Origin of the sequence: Pseudomonas aestuarii, from assembly GCF_027988105.1 — a bacterium.
Lineage (GTDB): Bacteria > Pseudomonadota > Gammaproteobacteria > Pseudomonadales > Pseudomonadaceae > Aquipseudomonas > Aquipseudomonas aestuarii.
In genome coordinates this window covers 83,888-105,929 of sequence record NZ_JAQJZJ010000001.1, presented here as the reverse complement: position 1 = coordinate 105,929, position 22,042 = coordinate 83,888, and the positions used below count along the sequence as shown (strand labels likewise).

Annotated in this window: 15 protein-coding genes; 2 read left to right on the top strand and 13 right to left on the bottom strand. The window is 60.7% G+C overall.

Going from position 1 to position 22,042, the window contains the following annotated elements; translation table 11 throughout:
• From gltB to PH586_RS00445, 9 genes are all read right to left on the bottom strand, one after another.
• On the bottom strand, positions 1-4,449 hold the full coding sequence (gene gltB, locus PH586_RS00485; protein ID WP_271345809.1) for a glutamate synthase large subunit: 4,449 nt from the start codon (positions 4,447-4,449) through the stop codon (positions 1-3).
• A 270-nt stretch (positions 4,450-4,719) separates the two neighbouring features.
• Positions 4,720-6,291 carry an AAA family ATPase gene (locus PH586_RS00480; RefSeq protein WP_271345808.1) on the bottom strand — a complete coding sequence of 524 codons (1,572 nt, stop codon included), beginning with the start codon at positions 6,289-6,291 and terminating at the stop codon, positions 4,720-4,722.
• A gap of 10 nt (positions 6,292-6,301) precedes the next feature.
• On the bottom strand, positions 6,302-7,405 hold the full coding sequence (gene aroB / locus PH586_RS00475; protein ID WP_271345807.1) for a 3-dehydroquinate synthase: 1,104 nt from the start codon (positions 7,403-7,405) through the stop codon (positions 6,302-6,304).
• A gap of 51 nt (positions 7,406-7,456) precedes the next feature.
• The gene (aroK, locus tag PH586_RS00470; protein WP_271345806.1) at positions 7,457-7,975 is read right to left on the bottom strand and encodes a shikimate kinase AroK; all 519 of its coding nucleotides are present in this window, start codon (positions 7,973-7,975) and stop codon (positions 7,457-7,459) included.
• Positions 7,976-7,980: 5 nt separating this feature from the next.
• Positions 7,981-10,059: a type IV pilus secretin PilQ gene (pilQ, locus tag PH586_RS00465; protein ID WP_271346435.1), complete on the bottom strand. Its 2,079-nt coding sequence runs from the start codon at positions 10,057-10,059 to the stop codon at positions 7,981-7,983.
• Between the two features lie 53 nt (positions 10,060-10,112).
• Positions 10,113-10,640, bottom strand: coding sequence for a type 4a pilus biogenesis lipoprotein PilP (gene pilP, locus PH586_RS00460; protein WP_271345805.1), 528 nt, complete (start codon positions 10,638-10,640; stop codon positions 10,113-10,115).
• The gene (gene pilO, locus PH586_RS00455; protein ID WP_271345804.1) at positions 10,637-11,260 is read right to left on the bottom strand and encodes a type 4a pilus biogenesis protein PilO; all 624 of its coding nucleotides are present in this window, start codon (positions 11,258-11,260) and stop codon (positions 10,637-10,639) included. Before pilO ends, pilP begins: the two co-directional genes overlap by 4 nt.
• The gene (gene pilN, locus PH586_RS00450; RefSeq protein ID WP_238040369.1) at positions 11,257-11,832 is read right to left on the bottom strand and encodes a type 4a pilus biogenesis protein PilN; all 576 of its coding nucleotides are present in this window, start codon (positions 11,830-11,832) and stop codon (positions 11,257-11,259) included. The genes pilO and pilN overlap by 4 nt, the downstream gene beginning before the upstream one ends.
• Complete coding sequence (locus PH586_RS00445; RefSeq protein WP_271345803.1) at positions 11,832-12,896, bottom strand: pilus assembly protein PilM; 1,065 nt, start codon at positions 12,894-12,896, stop codon at positions 11,832-11,834. The genes pilN and PH586_RS00445 overlap by 1 nt, the downstream gene beginning before the upstream one ends.
• Positions 12,897-13,077: 181 nt before the next feature.
• Here PH586_RS00445 and PH586_RS00440 point away from each other — a divergent pair, with 181 nt between their 5' ends.
• Complete coding sequence (locus PH586_RS00440; RefSeq protein ID WP_271345802.1) at positions 13,078-15,516, top strand: penicillin-binding protein 1A; 2,439 nt, start codon at positions 13,078-13,080, stop codon at positions 15,514-15,516.
• A 280-nt stretch (positions 15,517-15,796) separates the two neighbouring features.
• On the opposite strand, the gene PH586_RS00435 is transcribed toward PH586_RS00440, so the two are convergent.
• From PH586_RS00435 to rpmE, 4 genes are all read right to left on the bottom strand, one after another.
• Positions 15,797-17,065: a malic enzyme-like NAD(P)-binding protein gene (locus PH586_RS00435; RefSeq protein WP_271345801.1), complete on the bottom strand. Its 1,269-nt coding sequence runs from the start codon at positions 17,063-17,065 to the stop codon at positions 15,797-15,799.
• 103 nt (positions 17,066-17,168) lie between these two features.
• Complete coding sequence (locus tag PH586_RS00430) at positions 17,169-18,611, bottom strand: M48 family metalloprotease (protein ID WP_271345800.1); 1,443 nt, start codon at positions 18,609-18,611, stop codon at positions 17,169-17,171.
• A complete protein-coding gene (locus PH586_RS00425; RefSeq protein WP_271345799.1) occupies positions 18,608-19,408 on the bottom strand; it encodes a thermonuclease family protein in 801 nt (266 codons plus the stop codon). The genes PH586_RS00430 and PH586_RS00425 overlap by 4 nt, the downstream gene beginning before the upstream one ends.
• A 26-nt stretch (positions 19,409-19,434) precedes the next feature.
• Positions 19,435-19,650, bottom strand: coding sequence for a 50S ribosomal protein L31 (gene rpmE, locus PH586_RS00420; RefSeq protein ID WP_238040374.1), 216 nt, complete (start codon positions 19,648-19,650; stop codon positions 19,435-19,437).
• 168 nt (positions 19,651-19,818) lie between these two features.
• Between rpmE and PH586_RS00415 the strand changes: the two genes are divergently transcribed.
• Entirely contained in the window at positions 19,819-22,038 is a 2,220-nt protein-coding gene (locus PH586_RS00415) for a primosomal protein N' (RefSeq protein ID WP_271345798.1), read from the top strand.
• Positions 22,039-22,042 lie beyond the last annotated feature (4 nt).

Genomic DNA, 22,042 nt, shown 5'->3' with positions numbered 1-22,042 from the left:
TTACTGCGGGTTGGCGCGGGTGCTGGAGAGCAGCGACTTCAGGCTCGCGGCCTTGGGTTTGACCAACCAGAACTTGCGCAGGTAATCGTCGAGGTTTTCCAGCAGGTTGCTCCCCCATTCGCTGGCGGTCTCCTGCACATACTCGGCGAGCACACGCTGCAGATGGCTGCGATAGGCCTCCATCGATTCGTTGTTGATCCGCTGGATCTCAACCAGTTCATGGTTGACCTTGTCGTAGAAGCTGTTGTCCTGGTCGAGGACATAGGCGAAGCCGCCGGTCATGCCGGAACCGAAGTTATAACCGGTCTTGCCCAGCACGCAGACGAAACCGCCGGTCATATACTCGCAGCAGTGATCGCCGGTGCCCTCGACCACGGCATGCGCGCCGGAGTTGCGCACGGCGAACCGCTCGCCCGCGGTGCCGGCGGCGTACAGCTTGCCGCCGGTGGCGCCGTACAGGCAGGTGTTGCCGATGATGGCGCTGTCCTGGGTCTTGAACGGGCTGCCCTTCGGCGGCACGATCACCAGCTTGCCGGCCGTCATGCCCTTGCCGACGTAGTCGTTGGCATCCCCTTCCAGGTACAGGTTCAGGCCACCGGCGTTCCACACGCCGAAGCTCTGCCCCGCAGTACCCTTGAAGCGGAAGGTGATTGGCGCCTTGGCCATGCCCTGGTTGCCGTGCACACGGGCGATTTCGCCGGATACGCGGGCACCGATGGACCGGTCGCAGTTGCAGATATCCAGGGCGAACTCGCCACCGCTGGCGGCATCGATTGCCGGCTTGGCCAGCTCGACCATCTTCTCGGCCAACAGACCCTGGTCGAACGGCGGATTCCTGTCGACCTGACAGAACTGCGGCTTGTCGGCCGGGATCTGATCGCTACCCAGCAACGGGCTCAGGTCCAGGTGATTCTGCTTGGCGGTCTCGCCGGGCAGAATCTCCAACAGATCGGTACGCCCGATCAGCTCTTCGAGGCTGCGCACGCCGAGTTTGGCCAGCCACTCGCGGGTCTCTTCGGCGACATAGGTGAAGAAGTTCATCACCATCTCGACGGTGCCGATGAAGTGATCCTTGCGCAGCTTGTCGTTTTGCGTGGCGACGCCGGTGGCGCAGTTGTTCAGGTGACAGATGCGCAGGTACTTGCAGCCCAGGGCGATCATCGGCGCGGTGCCGAAGCCGAAGCTCTCGGCGCCGAGGATGGCCGCCTTGACCACATCCAAACCAGTCTTCAGGCCACCGTCGGTCTGCACCCGCACCTTGCCGCGCAAGTCGTTGCCGCGCAGGGTCTGGTGGGTTTCCGCCAGGCCCAGTTCCCAAGGCGCGCCGGCGTAGCGGATCGAACTCAGTGGCGATGCACCGGTGCCACCGTCGTAACCGGAGATGGTGATCAGGTCGGCATAGGCCTTGGCCACGCCGGCCGCGATGGTGCCCACGCCGGCTTCCGCCACCAGCTTGACCGAGACCAGCGCGGCCGGGTTGACCTGCTTGAGGTCATAGATCAGCTGCGCCAGGTCTTCGATCGAGTAGATGTCGTGGTGCGGCGGCGGCGAGATCAGGGTCACACCGGGCACGGCGTAGCGCAGGCGAGCGATCAGGCCGTTGACCTTGCCACCCGGCAGCTGACCACCCTCGCCGGGCTTGGCGCCCTGGGCCACCTTGATCTGCAGCACTTCTGCGTTGACCAGGTATTCCGGAGTCACGCCGAAACGGCCGGTGGCTACCTGCTTGATCTTCGAGCTGCGCACCGTGCCATAGCGGGCCGGATCTTCGCCGCCTTCGCCGGAGTTGGAGCGCGCGCCCAGGCGGTTCATCGCCTCGGCAATCGCCTCATGCGCCTCGGGCGACAGCGCGCCGAGGGAAATACCGGCGGAGTCGAAGCGCTTGAAGATGGTTTCCAGCGGCTCGACCTGATCGAGACTCAACGGCTGCTCGGCCAGTTTCAGCTGCAGCAGATCGCGGATCATCGACACCGGGCGGGTGTCCACCAGGGCGCTGTATTCCTTGTATTTCTCGTAACTGCCCTGCTGCACGGCGACTTGCAGGGTGCTCACCACATCCGGGTTGTAGGCATGGTATTCGCCGCCATGGACGAACTTGAGCAGGCCGCCCTGCTGGATCGGCTTGCGCTTGTTCCAGGCCTCGGCCGCGAGCAATTTCTGCTCGGCTTCGAGATCGACGAAGCGTGCGCCCTTGATCCGGCTGGCCACACCACGGAAGCACAGGTCGGTGACTTCATCGGCCAGGCCGACCGCTTCGAACAACTGTGCACCGCGGTAGGAGGCGACGGTGGAGATGCCCATCTTCGACAGGATCTTCAGCAGCCCCTTGGAAATGCCCTTGCGGTAGTACTTGAACACCTCGTAGAGATCGCCCAGCACTTCGCCGGTACGGATCAGGTCGCCCAACACTTCATAGGCCAGGAACGGATAGACCGCCGAGGCGCCGAAGCCGAGCAGCACCGCATAGTGATGCGGGTCACGCGCGGTAGCGGTCTCGACCAGGATGTTGCAGTCGCAACGCAGGCCCTTCTCGGTCAGGCGATGGTGCACGGCACCGGTCACCAGCGCGGCATGGGCCGGCAGCTTGCCGGGGCCGATGTGACGGTCGGTCAGGACCAGCAACACCTTGCCGGAGCGTACCGCTTCCTCGGCCTGATCGGCCATGTTGCTCACCGCCGCTTCAAGACCGAGCGACTCGTCGTAGTTCATGTCGATCAGCTGACGCTCGAAACCCGGACGCTCCAGGGTCATCAGAGTGCGCCATTTGGCCGGGGAGATGACCGGCGAGCTGAGGATCACGCGGGTGGCGTGCTCCGGCGACTCCTGGAAGATGTTGCGCTCGGCACCGAGGCAGATCTCCAGCGACATGACGATGGCTTCACGCAGCGGATCGATCGGCGGGTTGGTAACCTGGGCAAATTGCTGGCGGAAATAATCGAACGGCGAGCGCACACGCTGCGACAGCACAGCCATAGGCGTGTCGTCGCCCATCGAGCCGACCGCTTCCTGACCCTGTTCGGCCAACGGACGCAGCACCTGATCACGCTCCTCGAAGGTGACCTGGTACATCTTCATGTACTGCTTGAGCTGATCGACGTCATAGAACGCCGAACCATGGTCGTTGTCTTCCATGGTCGCCTGGATACGCAAGGCGTTCTTGCGCAACCACTGCTTGTAGGGGTGGCGCGACTTCAGACGGTTGTCGATGTCGTCGGTACCGAGCACCTGACCGGTTTCGGTATCCACGGCCAGGATCTGTCCCGGACCGACGCGACCCTTGGCGATCACGTCTTCGGGCTGGTAGTCCCACACGCCGATTTCCGAAGCCAGGGTAATGTAGCCATTGGTGGTGGTGACCCAGCGCGCCGGGCGCAGGCCGTTTCGGTCGAGCAGGCAGACGGCATAGCGGCCGTCGGTCAGCACCACTCCAGCCGGACCGTCCCATGGCTCCATGTGCATGGAGTTGTACTCATAGAACGCGCGCAGGTCGGCGTCCATGGTTTCGACGTTCTGCCAGGCTGGCGGAATGATCATGCGCACGCCGCGGAACAGGTCGATGCCGCCGGTGACCATCAGCTCGAGCATATTGTCCATGCTCGATGAGTCGGAACCAACACGGTTGACCAGCGGGCCAAGCTCTTCCAGATCGAAGATCTGGTCATTGCTGAACTTGCTGCGCCGCGCCTGGGCCCAGTTGCGGTTACCGGTGATGGTGTTGATCTCGCCGTTGTGGGCAAGGAAACGGAACGGTTGCGCCAGCGGCCACTTCGGCAGCGTGTTGGTGGAGAAGCGCTGGTGGAATACGCAGATAGCGGTCTGCAGGCGCTCGTCACCCAGGTCCGGGTAGAACTGCTGCAGGTCGGCCGGCATCATCAGGCCTTTGTAGATGATGGTCTTGTGCGAAAAGCTGCAGATGTAGTGATCGCTGTCCGCCGCATTGCTCACCGATGAACGGCGGCGGGCACTGAACAACTTGATCGCGAACTCCTGATCGCTGAGCTCATCGCCACCGATGAAGACCTGTTCGATCTGCGGCAGGCGATCAAGCGCCAGACGACCGAGCACGCTGGTGTCGATCGGCACCTTGCGCCAGCCAACCAGGTTCAAACCGGCCGCCAGAATCTCCCGATTCATGTTCTCGCGCGCAGCCTCGGCTTTGACCGGGTCCTGGTTGAAGAACACCATGCCCACGGCGTACTGCTTCGGCAGCTCGGCTGCGAAGTGCTGCTGGGCCACGGCGCGCAGAAAGGCATCGGGCTTCTGAATCAACAGACCGCAGCCGTCCCCGGTCTTGCCGTCGGCGTTGATCCCGCCGCGGTGGGTCATGCATGTCAGCGCTTCGATAGCGGTCTGCAGCAGGTGATGGCTGGCCTCGCCCTGCATATGGGCGATCAGGCCGAAGCCACAGTTATCCTTGAACTCATCAGGACGGTACAAACCTGCTTTCATAGGGACTCTCACCAGGCTGCCTCTCAAAAAGGCAAATTGCGTTCTAATTCAAATACTTACCGTGCGCGCAGGGCATAACGCCAGCTTTGCGCAGGCAAAACGGAGGTCATTGTACATACCCACCAAGGCCGTCACAAATCGACGTGACGACCCACAGCAAGCATATGTCGCGAAAACGAAGGAACAGACCAGGCAGTCATGCTACCGACTTGCAGGTCATCAGGTACAGCCCAACCCGAGGCTGGCGCGCGGCCAGACAGATAGCGCCCGCTAGCGGAGCTGGGCGATCTCGTGCTTTATACTGGCAAACGTCCGCGGCCAGGGCTTACCTGCCTGCACCTTGCCCGGCAAGCCGCTCAAGGCAACCTGAGCCGCCTCGCGAGTGGCAAAACTACCATAGGTCACAACATACAGCGGCTGCCCCTGATGCTGCTTCTTGAAATAGTGGTACTGCGCGCCGTACTCACGCACGAACGCCTGGGCACTATCCTCTGCGCGCGCACCGAGTATTTGCAGGGTATAGCGCGAACCTGCCTGAGCCGCGTACCAATCCTCGACTGCCACAGTTTTCGCCGGCGAAGTTGCTGCCGCCACCGGCTTCGACGCAGGCGCCACCGCCGCAGCGGGCTGTACGGCTGGCGCAACCGGCGCAGGTACAGGTACAGGTACAGGTACAGGTGCGACCGGCGTCGGGGTCACCGACGCCACCGGTGCCTCACGCTCATCCACCAGCACACCAATGACACTCGAACCAGCAACATCCGCGACATCGGCCTCCTCAACCCCGCTCAAGCCAGCAGCGCGAGCCAAAGGCTCGCGCATAACCGGCTGAGACTCACCAACCAGGGGCAGCGGGACGGGCTGATTGCCACCCTCGAACTCGATTGCCGGGGCGCCGGAAGCAGGAGCAGGAGCAGGCGCCCCGGCAACTGGTGGTTCGGCCCGATCCAGGGGCAATTGCGTGGTGACAGGTATCGCTTGCGCTTCATCCGGACGGCCCTGCATCAGCCAGGCCGCCAGGACCCCAAGCCCAACCACCGCCAATGCCAACAGATGCTTGCGCGGCAGGTTGAATGCAAAGCCTGAGCGCTTGGCGGCACCGCGCTGTGCCAGCATGGCCTCGATCAAGGTGTCGCGGGCAACCTGGTTAATCGCCCCCGGCCAGCCCCCGGACTGTTCGTGAATGGCCGCGACCTGCGTATCCGATAATAAATCAGGCCCCCGCCCCGCGCCCTCTAACCGCTGGGCCAGGTACTCACGTGTTTCCTCTTCACTGTAGGGCTGCAACTCGATGGCATGGAAGCACTCTTCACCGTCAGCCAGCAGTTCAAGCCGCGCAATCAACCCGGGCTCGCCAAACAGGAATACATGCGGCCGACCCTCGCCGCTCCCAGCCGCCAGAGCCAGCAAGCTGGCAAGCGCTGCATCAGTCAACTGCTCCGCATCGTCGACCAGCAAGTAGACGTCCTGTCCCGTCAAGGCCAACTGGCCAACCTGCGCCAGAATCGCCTGCGGTTCGGCCTGCTGCACCTGCAAGCCCTGGGCTACCTGCCGCAGAATGCCCGCCGCATCCGCCGCACCCTGGGCGGAAACAACCACACTATGCACCGCCTGCTTGTTGGTACTGGCCACCAGCGCCTGGCGCAGCAGGGTTTTACCGCTGCCCAGAGGGCCGCAGACCAGCAGCAGCAACTGGCTGTAACGCGCCAGGTGATGCAACTGGCCCAAGACCGGCTTGCGCTGGGCCGGGAAAAACTTGAACCCCGGCACACGCGCCGCAAAGGGGTCGTGGCTGAACTGGTAATGATCGAGAAAAGCCTCGTCAGCATGCAAACTGGTCATTGGACACTCATTAATGGTCAAGCTGATCCACCAGCGCGGCGTAATCTACGCTCAGCGTGGCATTCAAAATTTCGCGAGGAAAATCACCGGTCACCACCGCCTCGCCGATGTGACGCAATAACACCAGTCGCAACTGGCCATCGAGCACCTTTTTATCAACCGCCATATGCGCCAGAAACTGCTCGGCAGTCATGTCTTGCGGCGGCACAACAGGCAAGCCCGCCGCCTGAAACAGGCGAATGCCTCGATTGCGCTCGGCCCGCGAAATCCAGCCCAGGCGCTGCGACATTTCCAGCGCCATGACAGTACCCGCAGCAACCGCCTCACCGTGCAACCAAACACCATAGCCTTGCTGGGTCTCGATGGCATGACCAAAGGTATGCCCCAGGTTGAGCGTGGCCCGCAGCCCCGCCTCCCGTTCATCAGCGCCGACAATCCGCGCCTTGGCTGCACAGGAGCGCTCGATCGCTGCAGTCAGCGCTTGTTGATCGAGCGCCCGCAGTGCAGGCATGTGCTGTTCCAGCCAGGCGAGAAAAGGCTCGTCACAGATCAAACCATACTTGATCACTTCGGCCAGACCCGCCGACAACTCGCGAGCCGGCAAAGTGACCAGGCTGGCCGTATCGATCAAGACGGCTTGCGGCTGATAGAACGCCCCCACCATGTTTTTTCCGAGCGGGTGGTTGATCCCGGTCTTGCCACCCACCGAAGAATCGACCTGGGACAGCAACGTGGTCGGGATCTGGATGAAATTAACCCCACGCTGATAACAGGCCGCAGCGAAACCGGCCATATCCCCGACTACCCCACCGCCAAGCGCAATCACGGTCGTATGCCGATCATGCCGGGCGCCGAGCAGGCCATCGAAAATTTGCTGCAGCGTTTCCCAGGTTTTGAACGCCTCGCCATCCGGCAAGACAATCGCGGTCACCGCATACGCGCCAAGGGCAGCCTTGAGGGCATCCAGATAGAGCGGTGCGACTGTTTCATTGGTGACGATGGCAACCTGGCGGCCAATGATGTGCGGCGCCAGCAAATCCGCACGACGCAACAGATCGGCACCGATATAAATGGGATAGCTGCGCTCAGCGAGATCGACCTGAAGAGTTTGCATGGAGCCCCCGACGTCAAAAGGGCTCTAGGATAGCGCAGATCAGCCTACGCTTTAACGGGGAGAAAGCTCTTCCAGGCACTCCAGTATTTCCTGCACAACCAGCCGTGGTGGGCGCTCATCGGTTTGCACGATGACATCGGCAATTTCGCGGTACAGCGGATCGCGAATCGCCAGCAGATCAGTGAGCACCTTGCCCGGGTCGGCCGCGCGCAACAGCGGGCGGTTGCGGTCACGCGAAGTGCGATCGAGCTGCTGCTCGACCGAGGCATACAGGTACACCACGCGACCACCACGCCGCAGTGCCGCACGGTTGTCCGGATGCTGCACCGCACCGCCGCCAGTGGCCAGCACCAGACCGTCCAGCTCGCAGAGCTCGGCGATCACTGCCCGCTCGCGCTCGCGAAAACCCTGTTCACCCTCGACATCGAAGATCCAGGGAATATCGGCGCCGCTACGCTGCTCAATCTCCTTGTCGGAGTCCTTGAATAGCAACCGCAACTCTTTGGCCAGCAACCGCCCGATGGTGCTTTTACCAGCGCCCATCGGGCCAACAAGAATAACATTTTGCATATATTTCAACGAGTTACCGCTACAGCCTGAGTATTCATGATGCGCGGCGTAAGGAAAATCAACAGCTCCGACTTGCTATCCTTGACCAGGTCACGCCTGAACAGGGATCCCAAGTATGGAATATCGCCAAGGAACGGCACCTTGTCTACCGACTTGCTCTGGGTATTGGTAAACACGCCACCAATCACGATGGTTTCACCGTCAGCCACCAGCACCTTGGCATTCACCTCGTTTTTGGTGATCGCAGGCACCCCATTACTCGCAGCAGCATTGGAGAAGTCCGGTGCGTCCTTGGTGACCTTGACCTCCATAATAACGCGGTTATCCGGGGTAATCTGCGGGGTGACCTCAAGCGACAGAGCTGCCTGCTTGAAGGAGGTGCTGGTGGCACCGCTTGAGCTCGCCTCTTGATAGGGAATCTCTGAGCCCTTGAGAATCTTGGCAGTTTCCTTGTCCGAGGTGACCACTTTGGGCTGGGAAATAACCTCACCGTTGCCGGTTTTTTCCATGGCAGACAATTCAAGGTCCAGCAGCGTGTTGTTGGTAATGAAGCCGAGGTTCAGCCCCACATTCCTACCGGTGGCGCCCAGATCGACAAAAGTACCCGCCTGAATCTCGAGAGGATCCGTTCCCTTGATCAGACTATTGGTTCCGCCGGCGATAAAGTTGTTATCGCCCAAACTCACCCCACGCCACTCGACACCCAGCGATTTGTCGAAGTCGACATTGGCTTCGACTATGCGCGCCTCGACCATCACCTGACGAACCGGTATGTCTAGTTGCGTAATAATTCGACGAAGCTCATCAATGCGCTCCTGAGTTAGCGTGACGATCAGACTATTGGTCCTATCGTCAAATATGACAGACCCCCGCATATCATCTTTAAGAGTTCCACCTGCAGCACCGTCTTCATAGAGTTTAGCTATGTCTGAAGCCTTGGCATAATTAAGCTGAATTATATCCTTACGCAGAGGCGCCAGTTCCGCCACCTGCTTTTGCGCCTCCAGCTCTTGCAGCTCACGAGCCGCAATTTCGTCGGCAGGTGCAACCATAAGGACGTTACCCACCTTGCGCTTGTCCAGGCCCTTGGTCTTCAGCACCAGATCAAGCGCCTGGTCCCAAGGCACATTCTGCAAGCGCAAGGTAATGTTGCCCTGCACCGTATCACTGGCCACCAGGTTCAGATCGGTGAAGTCCGCAATCAACTGCAACACCGAGCGAACATCGATATCCTGGAAGTTCAGGGACAACTTCTCACCACTGTAAGCAAACCGCTCGCTTTTACGCGTATCAGCTTCGTCCTGGGTCAACGGTTTGATGCTGAGCGTAAGTGTATTGTCGGTTTGATAGGCCAGGTAATCGTAGAAGCCGGTCGGCTCGATTACGATACTTGCCTTGTCAGCCGAGCCCGTGGCACTGACGAACTGTACCGGCGTAGCAAAGTCCTTGACGTCCAGGCGAACACGTAGTGCCTCAGGCAACTGAGTCTTGGCGAAGTCCAGACGAATCTTGCCACCCTGCTCTTGAATATCAGGGCTTACCGAAGCATCCGACAGGGTAATCACAACATTCCCTTCGCCTTGCTCGCCCCGCTGGAAATCAATATTGCGAATAGCCTTGCCTTGTGCAGCGTAGCTCTTGGTCGGCGCAGCGGTACTGACAAATGCCGCGGCAGTTACCGGCCGCGCTGACGCGGAGCCGGATGCCCCCTCGCCAATCACGACATAAAGGTTGTTGCCATCAGTGCGCGTATTGTATGGAGCCAGGCTGGTCAGGTTGATGATCAACCGAGTTCGATCCTTGGCTTCGACCACGGTGACGCTGCGCGCGTTACCCACACCCAGCTCTCGATTCTTCGCGCCCAATTTGCTGGAAACGCCTGGAAAATCCAGGGCAATCCGCGCCGGCTGCTCTATCGTATAGCCGCGCGGAGCAAGCACCGGCTCATCGAATGTCAATTTCAACTCGACGCGATCGCCCGGCAAGGCAGAAACATCAAGCCCCTGCAGGTCAGCGGCCAACAATGCTGGCGATAGCAACAGCAGTAATAGAGAGATACCTAGATGCGATAAGGGGCTATTCATTCTCGGGTTCCGTTGGGCAGACCGGTTATTTTTTTTCATGATCATTCCGCTCATCAAGAACGCTCCTTGAGGGAGAGGCTGCGCGGCCGCTCAAGCCAGCCACCCTCGCCGTCTGGAACAATCTCGACCACTTCGATTGTGGCTTCATCTATCGCCAGGATGCGGCCGTAATTACGGCCCAAATAATCCCCAACCTTGACGCGATGAACCCCGCCAGCCCCGTTCACCAAAGCAAACACACCGTTTGCATTGGCAAGTGTGCCGACCATTTCGAAGACCTCGATATTGAAACTCTCGAGGAACTGTTTGACCCGTGCTTCATCTGGCTTAATTTCCTGCGAGCCCTTTTGACGGCGCACCACGTCGATCTTGACCGGCGGCTGAAATGGACTGCGCAGAGAAGAAGCTCCATAGGTGAATGCTTCATAAGGTTGAAATGTTGGCAAAGGCTCGATGGCGCCTTTCGGCCTCGCGCGAACCTCGTCCATGAATGCCTGCAGGTCGGAAAAATTGCCCTCCGAGCCACACCCCTGTAAGAACGACAACAAGCAGACAGATACAGCCAAACGAAGAATCTTCATTTATCCATCCCTTTATCGTTATAACGATATGTCTTCGCCATAACACTCATTCGAATGACAGAAGCGCTCTCCGTGCTAACCGGTTTAGTTTCGAAATCATGCAAGGTCACAATTCGCGGCAGGCTGGCGACACCACTGACAAAAGTCGCCAGGTCATGGTAACTACCCACCACCACTACCTGAATAGGCAGTTCTATATAAAATGGCTGCGTCACTTCGGGAAGCAACTTGATCTCTTCGAACTCAAGACCGCTGCCCAGACCGGTACGCGTAATATCCTCCAGCAGCCCCGGCACTTCGGTATCGCTTGGCAACTGGCGCAACAGAGTCCCGAAGGAAATCTCCATCTCCTTCATCTGTTCCTTATAGGCCTCAAGATTCGCAGCCTGGAAAGCCTTGCTGGAGAATTGCTGCTTGAGGGTTTGCTCCTCCCCCTGCGAGCGCTCCAGGCTGGCCTGTAAATCCTTCAGGTGAAAGTTATAACCAAGCGCCAGCAGCACCACGAAAAACAAAACAAATACGACACCCTTGATGACTGCCGGCCATGAACCGATGTTATTCAGATCAAGATTGCTGAGTTCAATCTTGCGCATGTTTTCGATGGATTCAGCCAGGCTCATTTTTCGTCACCTTCTTTCGGCTCAACGCCAGGCTGCGTTTGCTTAACCGTCAGCTGGAACACATTAGCCTGATCCAGGGCACCTGCGGTGGTAGCTTTGACTTGCGTCAAGTTAGGCGCATCCAGCCAATCGGACGCATCCAGATTACGCATCAGATTCGACACCCTGTTGTTCGACTCGGCCGCCCCTACAATCGCGATATTCTTGCCTGTCATTTTGACGCTGGTGAAATACACCCCATCCGGCAAAGTCCGCACCAACTGGTCGAATACTCGGCCAATGATCGGCCTGTTGCCCTGCAAGTCCTGAATAATCTTCATCCGCTCCAGCAATTGCTGGCGCCGGGTCTTCAGCTCGCTAATTTCCTTGATGCGGGCATCCAGGACTGCAATTTCTTTGCGCACGAACTGGTTGCGTGAATTTTGCTGCTCGATTGCACCGCTCAGATACTGATCACCAAGGAACACCGTACCGGCAGCGACTACCACGACACCGGCGAGCGTTACCAGAAAGCGCTGTTTGCGCTCCTCGCGTAACTGCTCGCGCCATGGAAGAAGGTTAATCCGCGCCATTAATCGAAACTCCTCATCGCCAGACCACAGGCAATCATCAATGCCGGGGCATCACTGGCCAACGCTCCAGCATTGACCCTGCTGCTCAGTGCCATGTCCGCGAAGGGATTGGCAACCAGGGTTTGCGTGCCGATCTTTTGCTGAATCAAGCGGTCGAGGTCGGGAATGGAAGCTGTACCGCCAGCCAGAAGGATGTAATCGACATCATTGAACTGGCCTGCAGCAAAGAAAAACTGCAGGGAGCGAGAAACTTGCTGCACTACCGCTTCTTTGAACGGCTGCAATACTTCACTGTCGTAGTCATCAGGAAGACCACCCTGTTTTTTCGCGAGACCGGCCTCCTCCATGGACAGGCCGTAGCGGCGCTGAATTTCCTCGGTGAGTTGTTTGCCACCGAATAGCTGTTCCCGCGTGTAGATGGTCCGGCCATTGTGCAGCACGCTGAGGGTGGTCATGGTTGCACCAATATCGACCACAGCCACCGTCAGCTCGTCATGCCCACTCCCAAGCTGCTCCGTGAGCAAACCATAAGCACGCTCCAGGGCATAGGCTTCGACATCGACCACCTTGGCGACCAGCCCGGCCAGGGCCAGGGCTGCCTCACGAACTTCTACGTTTTCCTTGCGGCAGGCGGCCAGAAGCACCTCGACCCGCTCGGAATTACGCGGCGAAGCCCCTTGCACCTCGAAGTCGATAGCCACTTCCTCAAGCGGATAAGGAATGTACTGATCGGCTTCGATCTTCAGCTGATTCTCGAGGTCATCATCGGAAAGTCCGGATTCCATCTCGATGGTCTTGGTGATCACCGCGGAGCCAGCGACAGCGACAGCGACAGATTTCACACCGGTCTTGGCCTTGGCGAGCACACGCGCAAGCGCCTGCCCGACCCCCTCAAGTTCGGCAATGTTTTTCTCGACCACCGCATTTGGCGGGAGCGGCTCGACAGCGTAAGCCTCTACCTTGTAGCGGCTTCCTGAGCGACTCAATTCGAGGAGCTTGACGGAGGTCGAACTGATATCGATCCCCAACAGCGTATTCGCTTTCTTATTGAAGAGCCCTAGCACGACCGATTTCCTATTGGCATCCGCGACTTACGGACTATTTATGTTTTTTCACATTAAATAACAGTCTTGACAGAAGCGCAAATGGATCCCCGGGAAAAAAAACGCCTATAATGTGATCAGTTTTTCCCTTTGAGCATTGCCTTCCGCTTAACTCATTCTTTTATCTGGAAATCCAAAAATCTTGATGCGTTTGTTGAAGTTCATCTGCTGGTCTGGTGTCGCCACTTTTTGTGCACTGTTACTCAGTTTCAGTGGCGCCTTCCTCTATCTCAGCCCAAGCCTGCCGTCCATTGAATCGCTGCGCAGCATCCAGCTGCAGATCCCGCTACGGGTTTACAGCAGTGACGCCAAGCTGATTGCTGAATTTGGCGAAATGCGCCGTTCACCGATCAAATTCGACGACATCCCGCCTGATTTCATCGGCGCCCTGCTTGCCGCTGAAGATGACAACTTTGCGAACCATTATGGCGTCGACCTTACCAGCTTGATGCGCGCTGCCACGCAAATTTTAACAAGCGGGCACATCCAGAGTGGCGGCAGCACCATCACCATGCAGGTGGCGAAGAATTACTTCCTGACCAGCGAGCGTAGCTTCTCACGCAAAATCAATGAAATTCTGCTCGCGCTGCAGATCGAACGTGAATTGAGCAAGGATGAAATCCTCGAGCTCTATGTCAACAAGATCTACCTCGGCCACCGCGCTTACGGCATCGAAGCCGCCGCTCAAGTCTATTACGGCAAATCGATCAAGGAGCTCAGCCTGGCTCAACTGGCGATGATTGCAGGCCTGCCGAAAGCACCTTCACGCTTCAATCCGGTGGCCAACCCCAGCCGCGCCAAAGAACGCCGCGATTGGATTCTCGGACGCATGCACATGCTCGGCCGGATCGACCAGCAGAGCTATGAAACCGCCTTGGCCGAGCCTGGCGATGCCAGCCTCCACGCCTCTGCCCCCGAAGTCACAGCCCCCTATATAGCGGAAATGGTTCGCGCGGAAATGGTCGGCCGCTACGGCAGCGAGGCTTACACCGAAGGCTTCAGCGTCACCACCACCGTCCCAAGCGAACTGCAGAACGCGGCCAACACCGCCGTTCGCGAAGGCTTGATCGCCTACGATCAGCGCCACGGCTATCGAGGCCCAGTACGCCGTCTACCCGAAATGAACAAAGACGCCTGGCTGGATGAACTTGCTAAACGCAGCTCGCTGGGTGGCCTAGAACCCGCAATCGTCAGCCAAATCGAAAAAAGCGGCATCCTCGTCCTGTTGCGCAGCGGCGAGGAAGAAGCGATCGCCTGGGACAGCATGAAATGGGCGCGACCATTCCTCAACACCAATAGCCTCGGCCCACGCCCGCAACAGCCCAGCGATGTCACCCAAGTTGGCGACCTGATCCGCGTGCAACGCCAGAGCGACGGCAGCCTGAGCTTCGCCCAACTACCGCTGGCGCAGAGCGCCCTGGTCTCGCTTGACCCAAACAACGGCGCAATTCGCGCGCTGGTCGGCGGCTTCTCATTCGAACAAAGCAACTATAACCGTGCAGCGCAAGCCAAGCGTCAGCCGGGCTCCAGCTTCAAACCCTTCATCTACAGCGCCGCCCTGGACCGTGGCTATACCGCCGCGAGCCTGGTAAACGATGCGCCGATCGTGTTTGTCGACGAATACCTCGACCAGGGCTGGCGACCGAAGAACGACAACAACACCTTCCTCGGCCCAATCCGCATGCGCGAAGCCCTGTATAAATCACGCAACCTGGTGTCGATTCGCCTGCTGCAGGCTATCGGCATCGACTACGCCCTGGACTACGTCACGCGCTTTGGCTTCGACAAACAGGATCTCCCGCGCAACTTGTCGCTGGCACTGGGCACAGCCAACCTGACGCCACTGGAAGTTGCCCGCGGCTGGTCCACGTTTGCCAACGGCGGTTACAAAACCCAGCCCTACCTGATCGAGCGTATCGATGGGCGTCACGGCGACCCCCTGTTTATCGCCAACCCCGCCGGCACGCCTAAGGCCATCAACGCCTTAACCGCCGCCGCAGCCGACCCAGTAGCCGCTAACGACAGCCCCGAGCAGATGCCTGAGCAAGCCCCCGTGGCTCACGAGCCCGTCGCCGCAGAGCGCATCATCGACGAACGCACTGCCTACATCATGACCAGCATGCTGCAGGACGTGATCAAGCGCGGTACCGGCCGCAGAGCCCTGGCCCTGGGGCGTGATGATTTGGCCGGAAAAACCGGCACGACCAACGAGTCCAAGGACAGCTGGTTCTCCGGCTATAACGCCGATTATGTGACCACCGTCTGGGCCGGTTTCGACCAACCGGAAAGCCTCGGCAGGCACGAATACGGTGGCACCGTCGCCCTGCCGATCTGGATGAGCTACATGGGCAGCGCCCTCAAAGACAACCCCAGCCATGCTCCCGCGGAACCCAAAGGCCTGCTGACCCTGCGCATCGACCCCTACAGCGGTCGCGCTGCCGGGCCCGGTACCGTTGACGCCTACTTCGAACTGTTCAAGAGCGAAGACTCGCCGCCACCGATGAGCGAACTGGATCCAGGCTATCGCGCCCCGGGCAGCCCACTGCCAGCTGACGAGTCGGCGCCGATCGATTTGTTCTAGCCAACGAGAATCCACCAACAAGCACAAGATCTCCGCGCCGCATGGTGTCGGAGAGCCACCCCGGCACCATGCTTTGGCTTTGGCGCGGATGAGCCTGCCATCGCAGCTGGGGCGGCCGTCAACGGCCGGTACTGCGCCAGGCGATTTGTCAGGGCCGCGCCAGGATGCAATCCAGTTATGTGCCTGGCATCGCGGCAACTGTCGGCTCGGCACAGGCCAGACTCTTGAATAGCAGCCGTAAAAAAAACCCGCCGAGGCGGGTTTTTTTTACGTGTGCGGCTTAGCCGTTGAACACGTCATCCACCGACGTTAGCGGATAGTGTTTCGGGTAGGGCAGTGTTGCCACACCGCTTTCGATGGCGGCCTTGGCCACTGCATCGCAGACCACGGTGATCAGGCGTGGGTCCATCGGCTTGGGAATGATGTACTCACGACCGAACGAAAGCGCAATGCCACCGTAGGCATCGCAGACTTCCTGCGACACCGGCAGCTTGGCCAGGTCACGCAGGGCCAGGGCCGCAGCGATCTTCATCTCTTCGTTGATGCGAGTGGCACGTACATCCAGAGCGCCACGGAAGATGAACGGGAAGCCCAACACGTTGTTGACCTGATTCGGGTAATCCGAACGACCGGTGGCCATGATCACGTCATTGCGTGCGGCATGAGCCAACTCCGGAGCAATTTCCGGATCCGGGTTGGAGCACGCGAACACGATCGGGTTGGCCGCCATGCGCATGAGGTCTTCCGCCGGGAGCAGATTGGCGCCGGACAGACCGACGAACACGTCGGCACCCTCGAGCGCCTCGGACAGCGTGCGCTTGTCGGTCTCGGTGGCAAATATTGCTTTGTACTGGTTCAGATCGTCACGACCCGCGTGGATCACACCCTTACGGTCGATCATGTAGATATTTTCGACCTTGGCACCCATGCTCACCAGCAGCTTCATGCAGGAAGTCGCCGCAGCGCCGGCGCCCAGGCAGACGATCTTCGCCTGATCCAGGGTCTTGCCGGCGATTTCCAGGGCATTGAGCATGCCGGCGGCGGTGACAATGGCGGTACCGTGCTGGTCATCGTGGAAAACCGGAATGTCGCACTGCTCGATCAACGCACGCTCAATCTCAAAGCACTCTGGTGCCTTGATGTCTTCCAGATTGATGCCACCAAAGGTGATGGAAATGCGCTTGACCGTGTCGATGAAGGCTTGCGGGCTTTCAGCGTCGACTTCGATGTCGAATACGTCGATACCGGCGAAACGCTTGAACAGCACGCCCTTGCCTTCCATAACCGGCTTGGAAGCCAACGGACCGAGGTTACCCAGGCCGAGAATCGCGGTACCGTCGGAAATCACCGCGACCAGATTGCCCTTACCGGTATAGCGGTAAGCCAACTCAGGGTCACGGGCGATTTCACGCACTGGCTCGGCAACACCCGGGCTGTAGGCCAGTGCCAGATCACGAGCAGTGGCAGTGGGCTTGGTCAGCTCGACGCTCAGCTTACCCGGACGGGGCTTGGCATGATATTCGAGAGCGGCGGTTTTCAGATCAGACATAGGGGCATTTCCGCTTTTTTGGCTGTTGAACAGGCAGGCGGCCGAGGATACGCAAGTTGTATACATCTGCACAAGACCGTTGAGCCTTGCCCGGATGACCTGACTAACGCACGACCTTGAGCCAGCTGCCAGGGGCTGGCTCACCTGCGGGATAGAGATTATTGAGCAGGCGCAGGGTCGCCTGGGCATCACCCGGCAACTTGCTTCGTCTGGCCAGCGCCGCCATGTCCTGCCCGCTTTGCACCTTGATCAGGTGCAGTCGCAGGGGCTCCGCCAGGCGCTGCTCGGCCGCGGCAAGCGGACGCAAGCTCCTGATTACTTTGAGAAAGCTGTCATCGTGTGCGTCCAGTGACGTACGTCCGCGTACCGCCGCAACAAACAGGTAAGCCCGCGCCCCCTGCACCAGCACCGCGACGCGCTTGGCGGCAGTGCCGGGAATGATGGCGCTGTAGCCTGACAATCCGGCCTGATGCCATTCACTTTCAGCCGTCAAACGCTGACCGCCGGTGCGCTGACGCAACAGTTGAGCGGCTGAGAGGTGCTTTGGATTGGCCTGCTGGGTCATCGCGATAAAGGCCTGCTGATCGGCACTGTGCCCGATCAGCGCATCCGGCCGATTGACCATACCCCAGCCCTGGGGGAACGCCAGGGTCAAGCCCAGCCCGGCATGGTAGAAATGCTGGCCGCGGCGCACCCCGCTGGCGGCGGAATCGCCAAATGGCAGCCCATTCAAATGTTTGATAAAGGCGGCGCGATTGATCTCTTGCTGCCCGGTGGCCAGCGCCCGCGCCGAACCCAGAACCTGCTGCAGACGCCGATCATTATCCGGATGGGTATCGAATACCCCGTGATAGCCGCCCGCCGGCTGCGCCTGATCACGCTTGACCGCCTGTTCACGAGTGAAGTCTTCCTGATTTTTCAGCACCTTGACCACTTCGATCATCGCCTGAGGGTCGTAGCCACTGCGCGCCAGGTACTGGGCCCCCAAGCCATCGGCCTCCAGCTCCATGTCGCGGCCGTAGCCACGTACGAAGGCACTGCCCAGGACACTGGTCAGGTCGGCAGCTGCACCGACACCGGTGCCGACTGCCAGGGCCTGACCGAGCATACCCCAGGCACTCGACTGACTTTGCTGCTGCACGCCATGTCGCGCGGTGACATGCCCGACCTCGTGGCCCAATACTGCAGCCAACTCGGCTTCCGAGTTGAGATAGGCGAGCAGCCCGCGGTGGATATAGATATAGCCGCCCGGCAGGGCGAAGGCGTTGATATCCGGGCTGTCCACCACGGTGAACTGGTAATTGAGCTGGTTGCGATGACTGTGCCTGGCCACTCGTTCGCCGACCTGCTGAACATAAGCCTGCAGCTTCTCGTCGGCATACCGGGGGTATTGCTTGAGGATTTCCTGGCTGTAGCGCCGACCAAGATCCAGCTCCTGGCGCTCACTCATCATCACGAAATTGCTGCGCCCGGTGGCGGGATTGACCGCACAACCCGCCAACTGCCCGAGCATCAGCAATCCCACCGCCACATGACACAGGTTCATGGCAACAGCTCCAGCATCGATTCATGGGTCACCGGCAACATCCAGCGGGCCTGGCCCGGCTTCACCGCTGCGCGGCGGGAGCGATCAATCACCCAGCCCCGGGCGGCGACATGGCGCCCCGCCAAGCTGTGCAACCAACCGATATCGAAGCCATCCAGCGCCTGCGGCGGCACACGCAGGACCACTGCATCACCCAGCGCCAGCCAAACCCCACCGCGATTGCGCTCGACCCGCCCGACCCGCCCCTCGATCAGGGCAAAACCGCCGCGACTCAACTGCCTGGGCGTTTGCACCGGAGAGCGCCGCCATAGACCGAGGCGCGCTTGCCGGGCAACACGCTCGGCCGCCTGCAGGCATTCGACCAACGCCACATTGGGCGCAATCGCCACCAGATAGCCTAGTCCTTCGGCCAACAGTTGCGCCTCGAGGTTGCGGCCCTCGCCGTCGTAGGCATGCGCCAGGGTGCGCCCGTAGTGATCCTTTGGCTCACGGCCAAGCCGCAAACCGACACGCCCGTCATTGGCCGCCACCAGCTCGCTCAAGCGGCGGCGCGCGGCCTCGGCAAAGGCTTCAGCGCTGCGCCCGTTACGCCCGAGTTCGGGACTGTTCAGACCGATCAAGCGCACACTGCGGCCATCCTGCAAGCGCAAGGTGTCGCCATCGACGATGCGCTGCACGCTGAAGCTCGGTAACTGGCTCGGCTCCGGACAGAACGCCTGGGCCGAGGCCAGGCAAAACGCGGACACAAAAAAGGCGCCCACAAGGGACGCCTTTTTCAGTAGCGAAGAACCACCCATCAGGGTACCCGTCGCTGCGCGCAAACTTACTGCTTGGCGCCGAACATGCCGAAACGCTGCTTGAAGCGATCAACACGGCCGCCGGTATCCAGCATTTTCTGCTTGCCGGTGTAGAACGGGTGGCACTCATTGCACACGTCCAGGCTCAGCGGCTTGGCCAGGGTGGAACGCGTTTCGATCACGTTGCCGCAGCTGCAGGTAGCAGTGAGGGCTTCGTAGTTCGGATGGATATCGGCTTTCATGGTGTATTCCTCGGGGCTGACATGCCGCCACCCGACACTATTGTCGAGTACCGCACTGAATTAGGCCGGGGATGATACCAGAGCCCGGCCACGACGCAAGCCACTGCTGACGCCGGCCGTCGCCAGGTCGCGTGCTAAGATCGCGCCCTTCCACCTGGAGCCCGCCGCGTGCCCGACGCCATTCTGCGCATTGCCCTGCCCTCGCCGCTGCGCCGCCTGTTCGACTACCGTGCGCCGCCCGGAGTACCGCACAGCGCCCTGCAGCCGGGCGCACGATTGCGCGTACCCTTTGGCCGGCGCGAGCTGATCGGCATTCTGATCGAGGTGACGGATCACAGCGAGGTTCCTGCCGGCAAGCTCAAGCCCGCCCTGCAACTGCTCGACGCCCAGTCGCCGCTGCCGCCTGCGCTGTTCAAGTTGTGCCTGTGGACGGCGCAGTATTACCAGCACAGCCTGGGCGACACCCTCAGCTGGGCGCTGCCGGTATTGCTGCGCCAGGGCGAGCCAGCGGAGGTTCGCCAGGAACGCTTCTGGCACCTGGTCGATGGCGCCCAGCTGGATGATCCGCGCCTGAGACGCGCGCCGCGCCAGCGCGAGGCCCTGCAAACCATCGCCCAGCACCCCCACGGTGTCGCTCATCAACTGCTCAGCCAGCTGCAACTGAACAAGGACAGCCTGGGTCAGCTGCGCGATAAAGGCCTGGTACGCGTCGAGATACGTCGGCATGCCGCCAGCGAACGCCACCTCAACTGGCTGGCGGAGCCGGAGCTGCCCCTGAACCCGGAGCAGCGCGCGGCAGCCGAAGCTGTTCGCACCGGCTTCGGCCGTTTCAATGCCTACCTGCTCGCCGGGGTCACCGGTAGCGGCAAGACCGAGGTCTACCTGCAGCTGATCCGCGAGACCCTGGAAGCCGGCAAACAGGCCCTGGTGCTGATCCCGGAAATCAACCTCGGCCCGCAGACCCTGGCGCGCTTCGAGCGGCGCTTCAACGCACGAATTGCCCTGCTCCACTCCGGGGTCAACGACCGCGAGCGCCTGGACGCCTGGCTGGCCGCCCGCGACGGCGAGGCCGACATCATCATCGGCACCCGTTCGGCACTGTTCACACCGATGCAGCGACCCGGCCTGATCATCATCGACGAGGAACATGACGCGTCCTACAAGCAGCAGGAAGGCCTGCGCTACCACGCCCGCGACCTGGCCGTGGTGCGCGCGCACCAGGAAAACATTCCGATCCTGCTCGGCTCGGCCACGCCCTCCCTGGAAAGCCTGCAGAACGCCCACAGCGGCCGCTACGCCATGCTGCACCTGCACCAGCGCGCCGGCGGCGCCCAGCAACCGCGTTTTCTGCGCCTGGACGTGAAGAGCCGGCCGCTCGACTCCGGCATTTCCGCCCCCATGCAGCAAGCCATCGCCCAGACCCTGGCGGCAGGCCAGCAGGTGCTGGTGTTTCTCAACCGCCGCGGCTTCGCCCCGACCCTGCTCTGCCACGACTGCGGCTGGCTGTCGGAATGCCCGCGCTGCGATGCGCGGATGACCGTACACCAACGCTCCGGCGAGTTGCGCTGCCATCACTGCGGACACCTCGAGCGCCAGCCGAGCAACTGCCCGAAGTGCAACAACGTCGACCTGCGCCCGGTCGGCGCCGGCACCGAGCGTGCCGAAGAGCGCCTGGGCATTCTCTTTCCGCAGGTGCCGGTATTGCGCGTGGATCGCGACAGCACCTCACGCAAGGAGGCCATGACCAGCCTGTTCAATACCGTACAGCGCGGCGAACCCTGCATCCTGGTCGGCACCCAGATGCTTGCCAAGGGCCACCACTTCCCCCGCGTGACCCTGGTGGCGATCCTGGATGCCGACGGCGGGCTGTTTTCCGCCGACTTCCGCGCCAGCGAGCGCATGGCCCAGCTGATCGTCCAAGTCGCCGGCCGCGCCGGCCGCGCCGAAGAACCCGGCAAGGTGATCATCCAGAGCCACCTGGCGGACCATCCCTTACTGGTGCAACTGACCGAACAGGGCTATTTCGCCTTCGCCGCGCAGGCCCTGAGTGAGCGCCGCAGCGCCGGGCTGCCGCCGTTCTGCCATCTGGCCCTGCTGCGCGCCGAGGCGCACAAACCGGGACAGGCCGAAGGCTTTCTCGATGAGGCCTGCAGCGAAGCCGAACTGCTCGTGAATGAACTCAAGCTGAGCGGCATCGAACTGCTCGGCCCGGTCCCGGCACCGATGGAACGCCGCGCCGGGCGTTACCGCGCCCAACTCCTGGTGCAAGCCAACGCCCGCGCGCCACTGCACCACCTGCTCAGCACCTGGATGCTGGCGCTGGAGCAGATGCCCAGCGGTCGCGCGGTGCGCTGGTCGCTGGATGTCGACCCGATAGATTTGTTTTAAACGG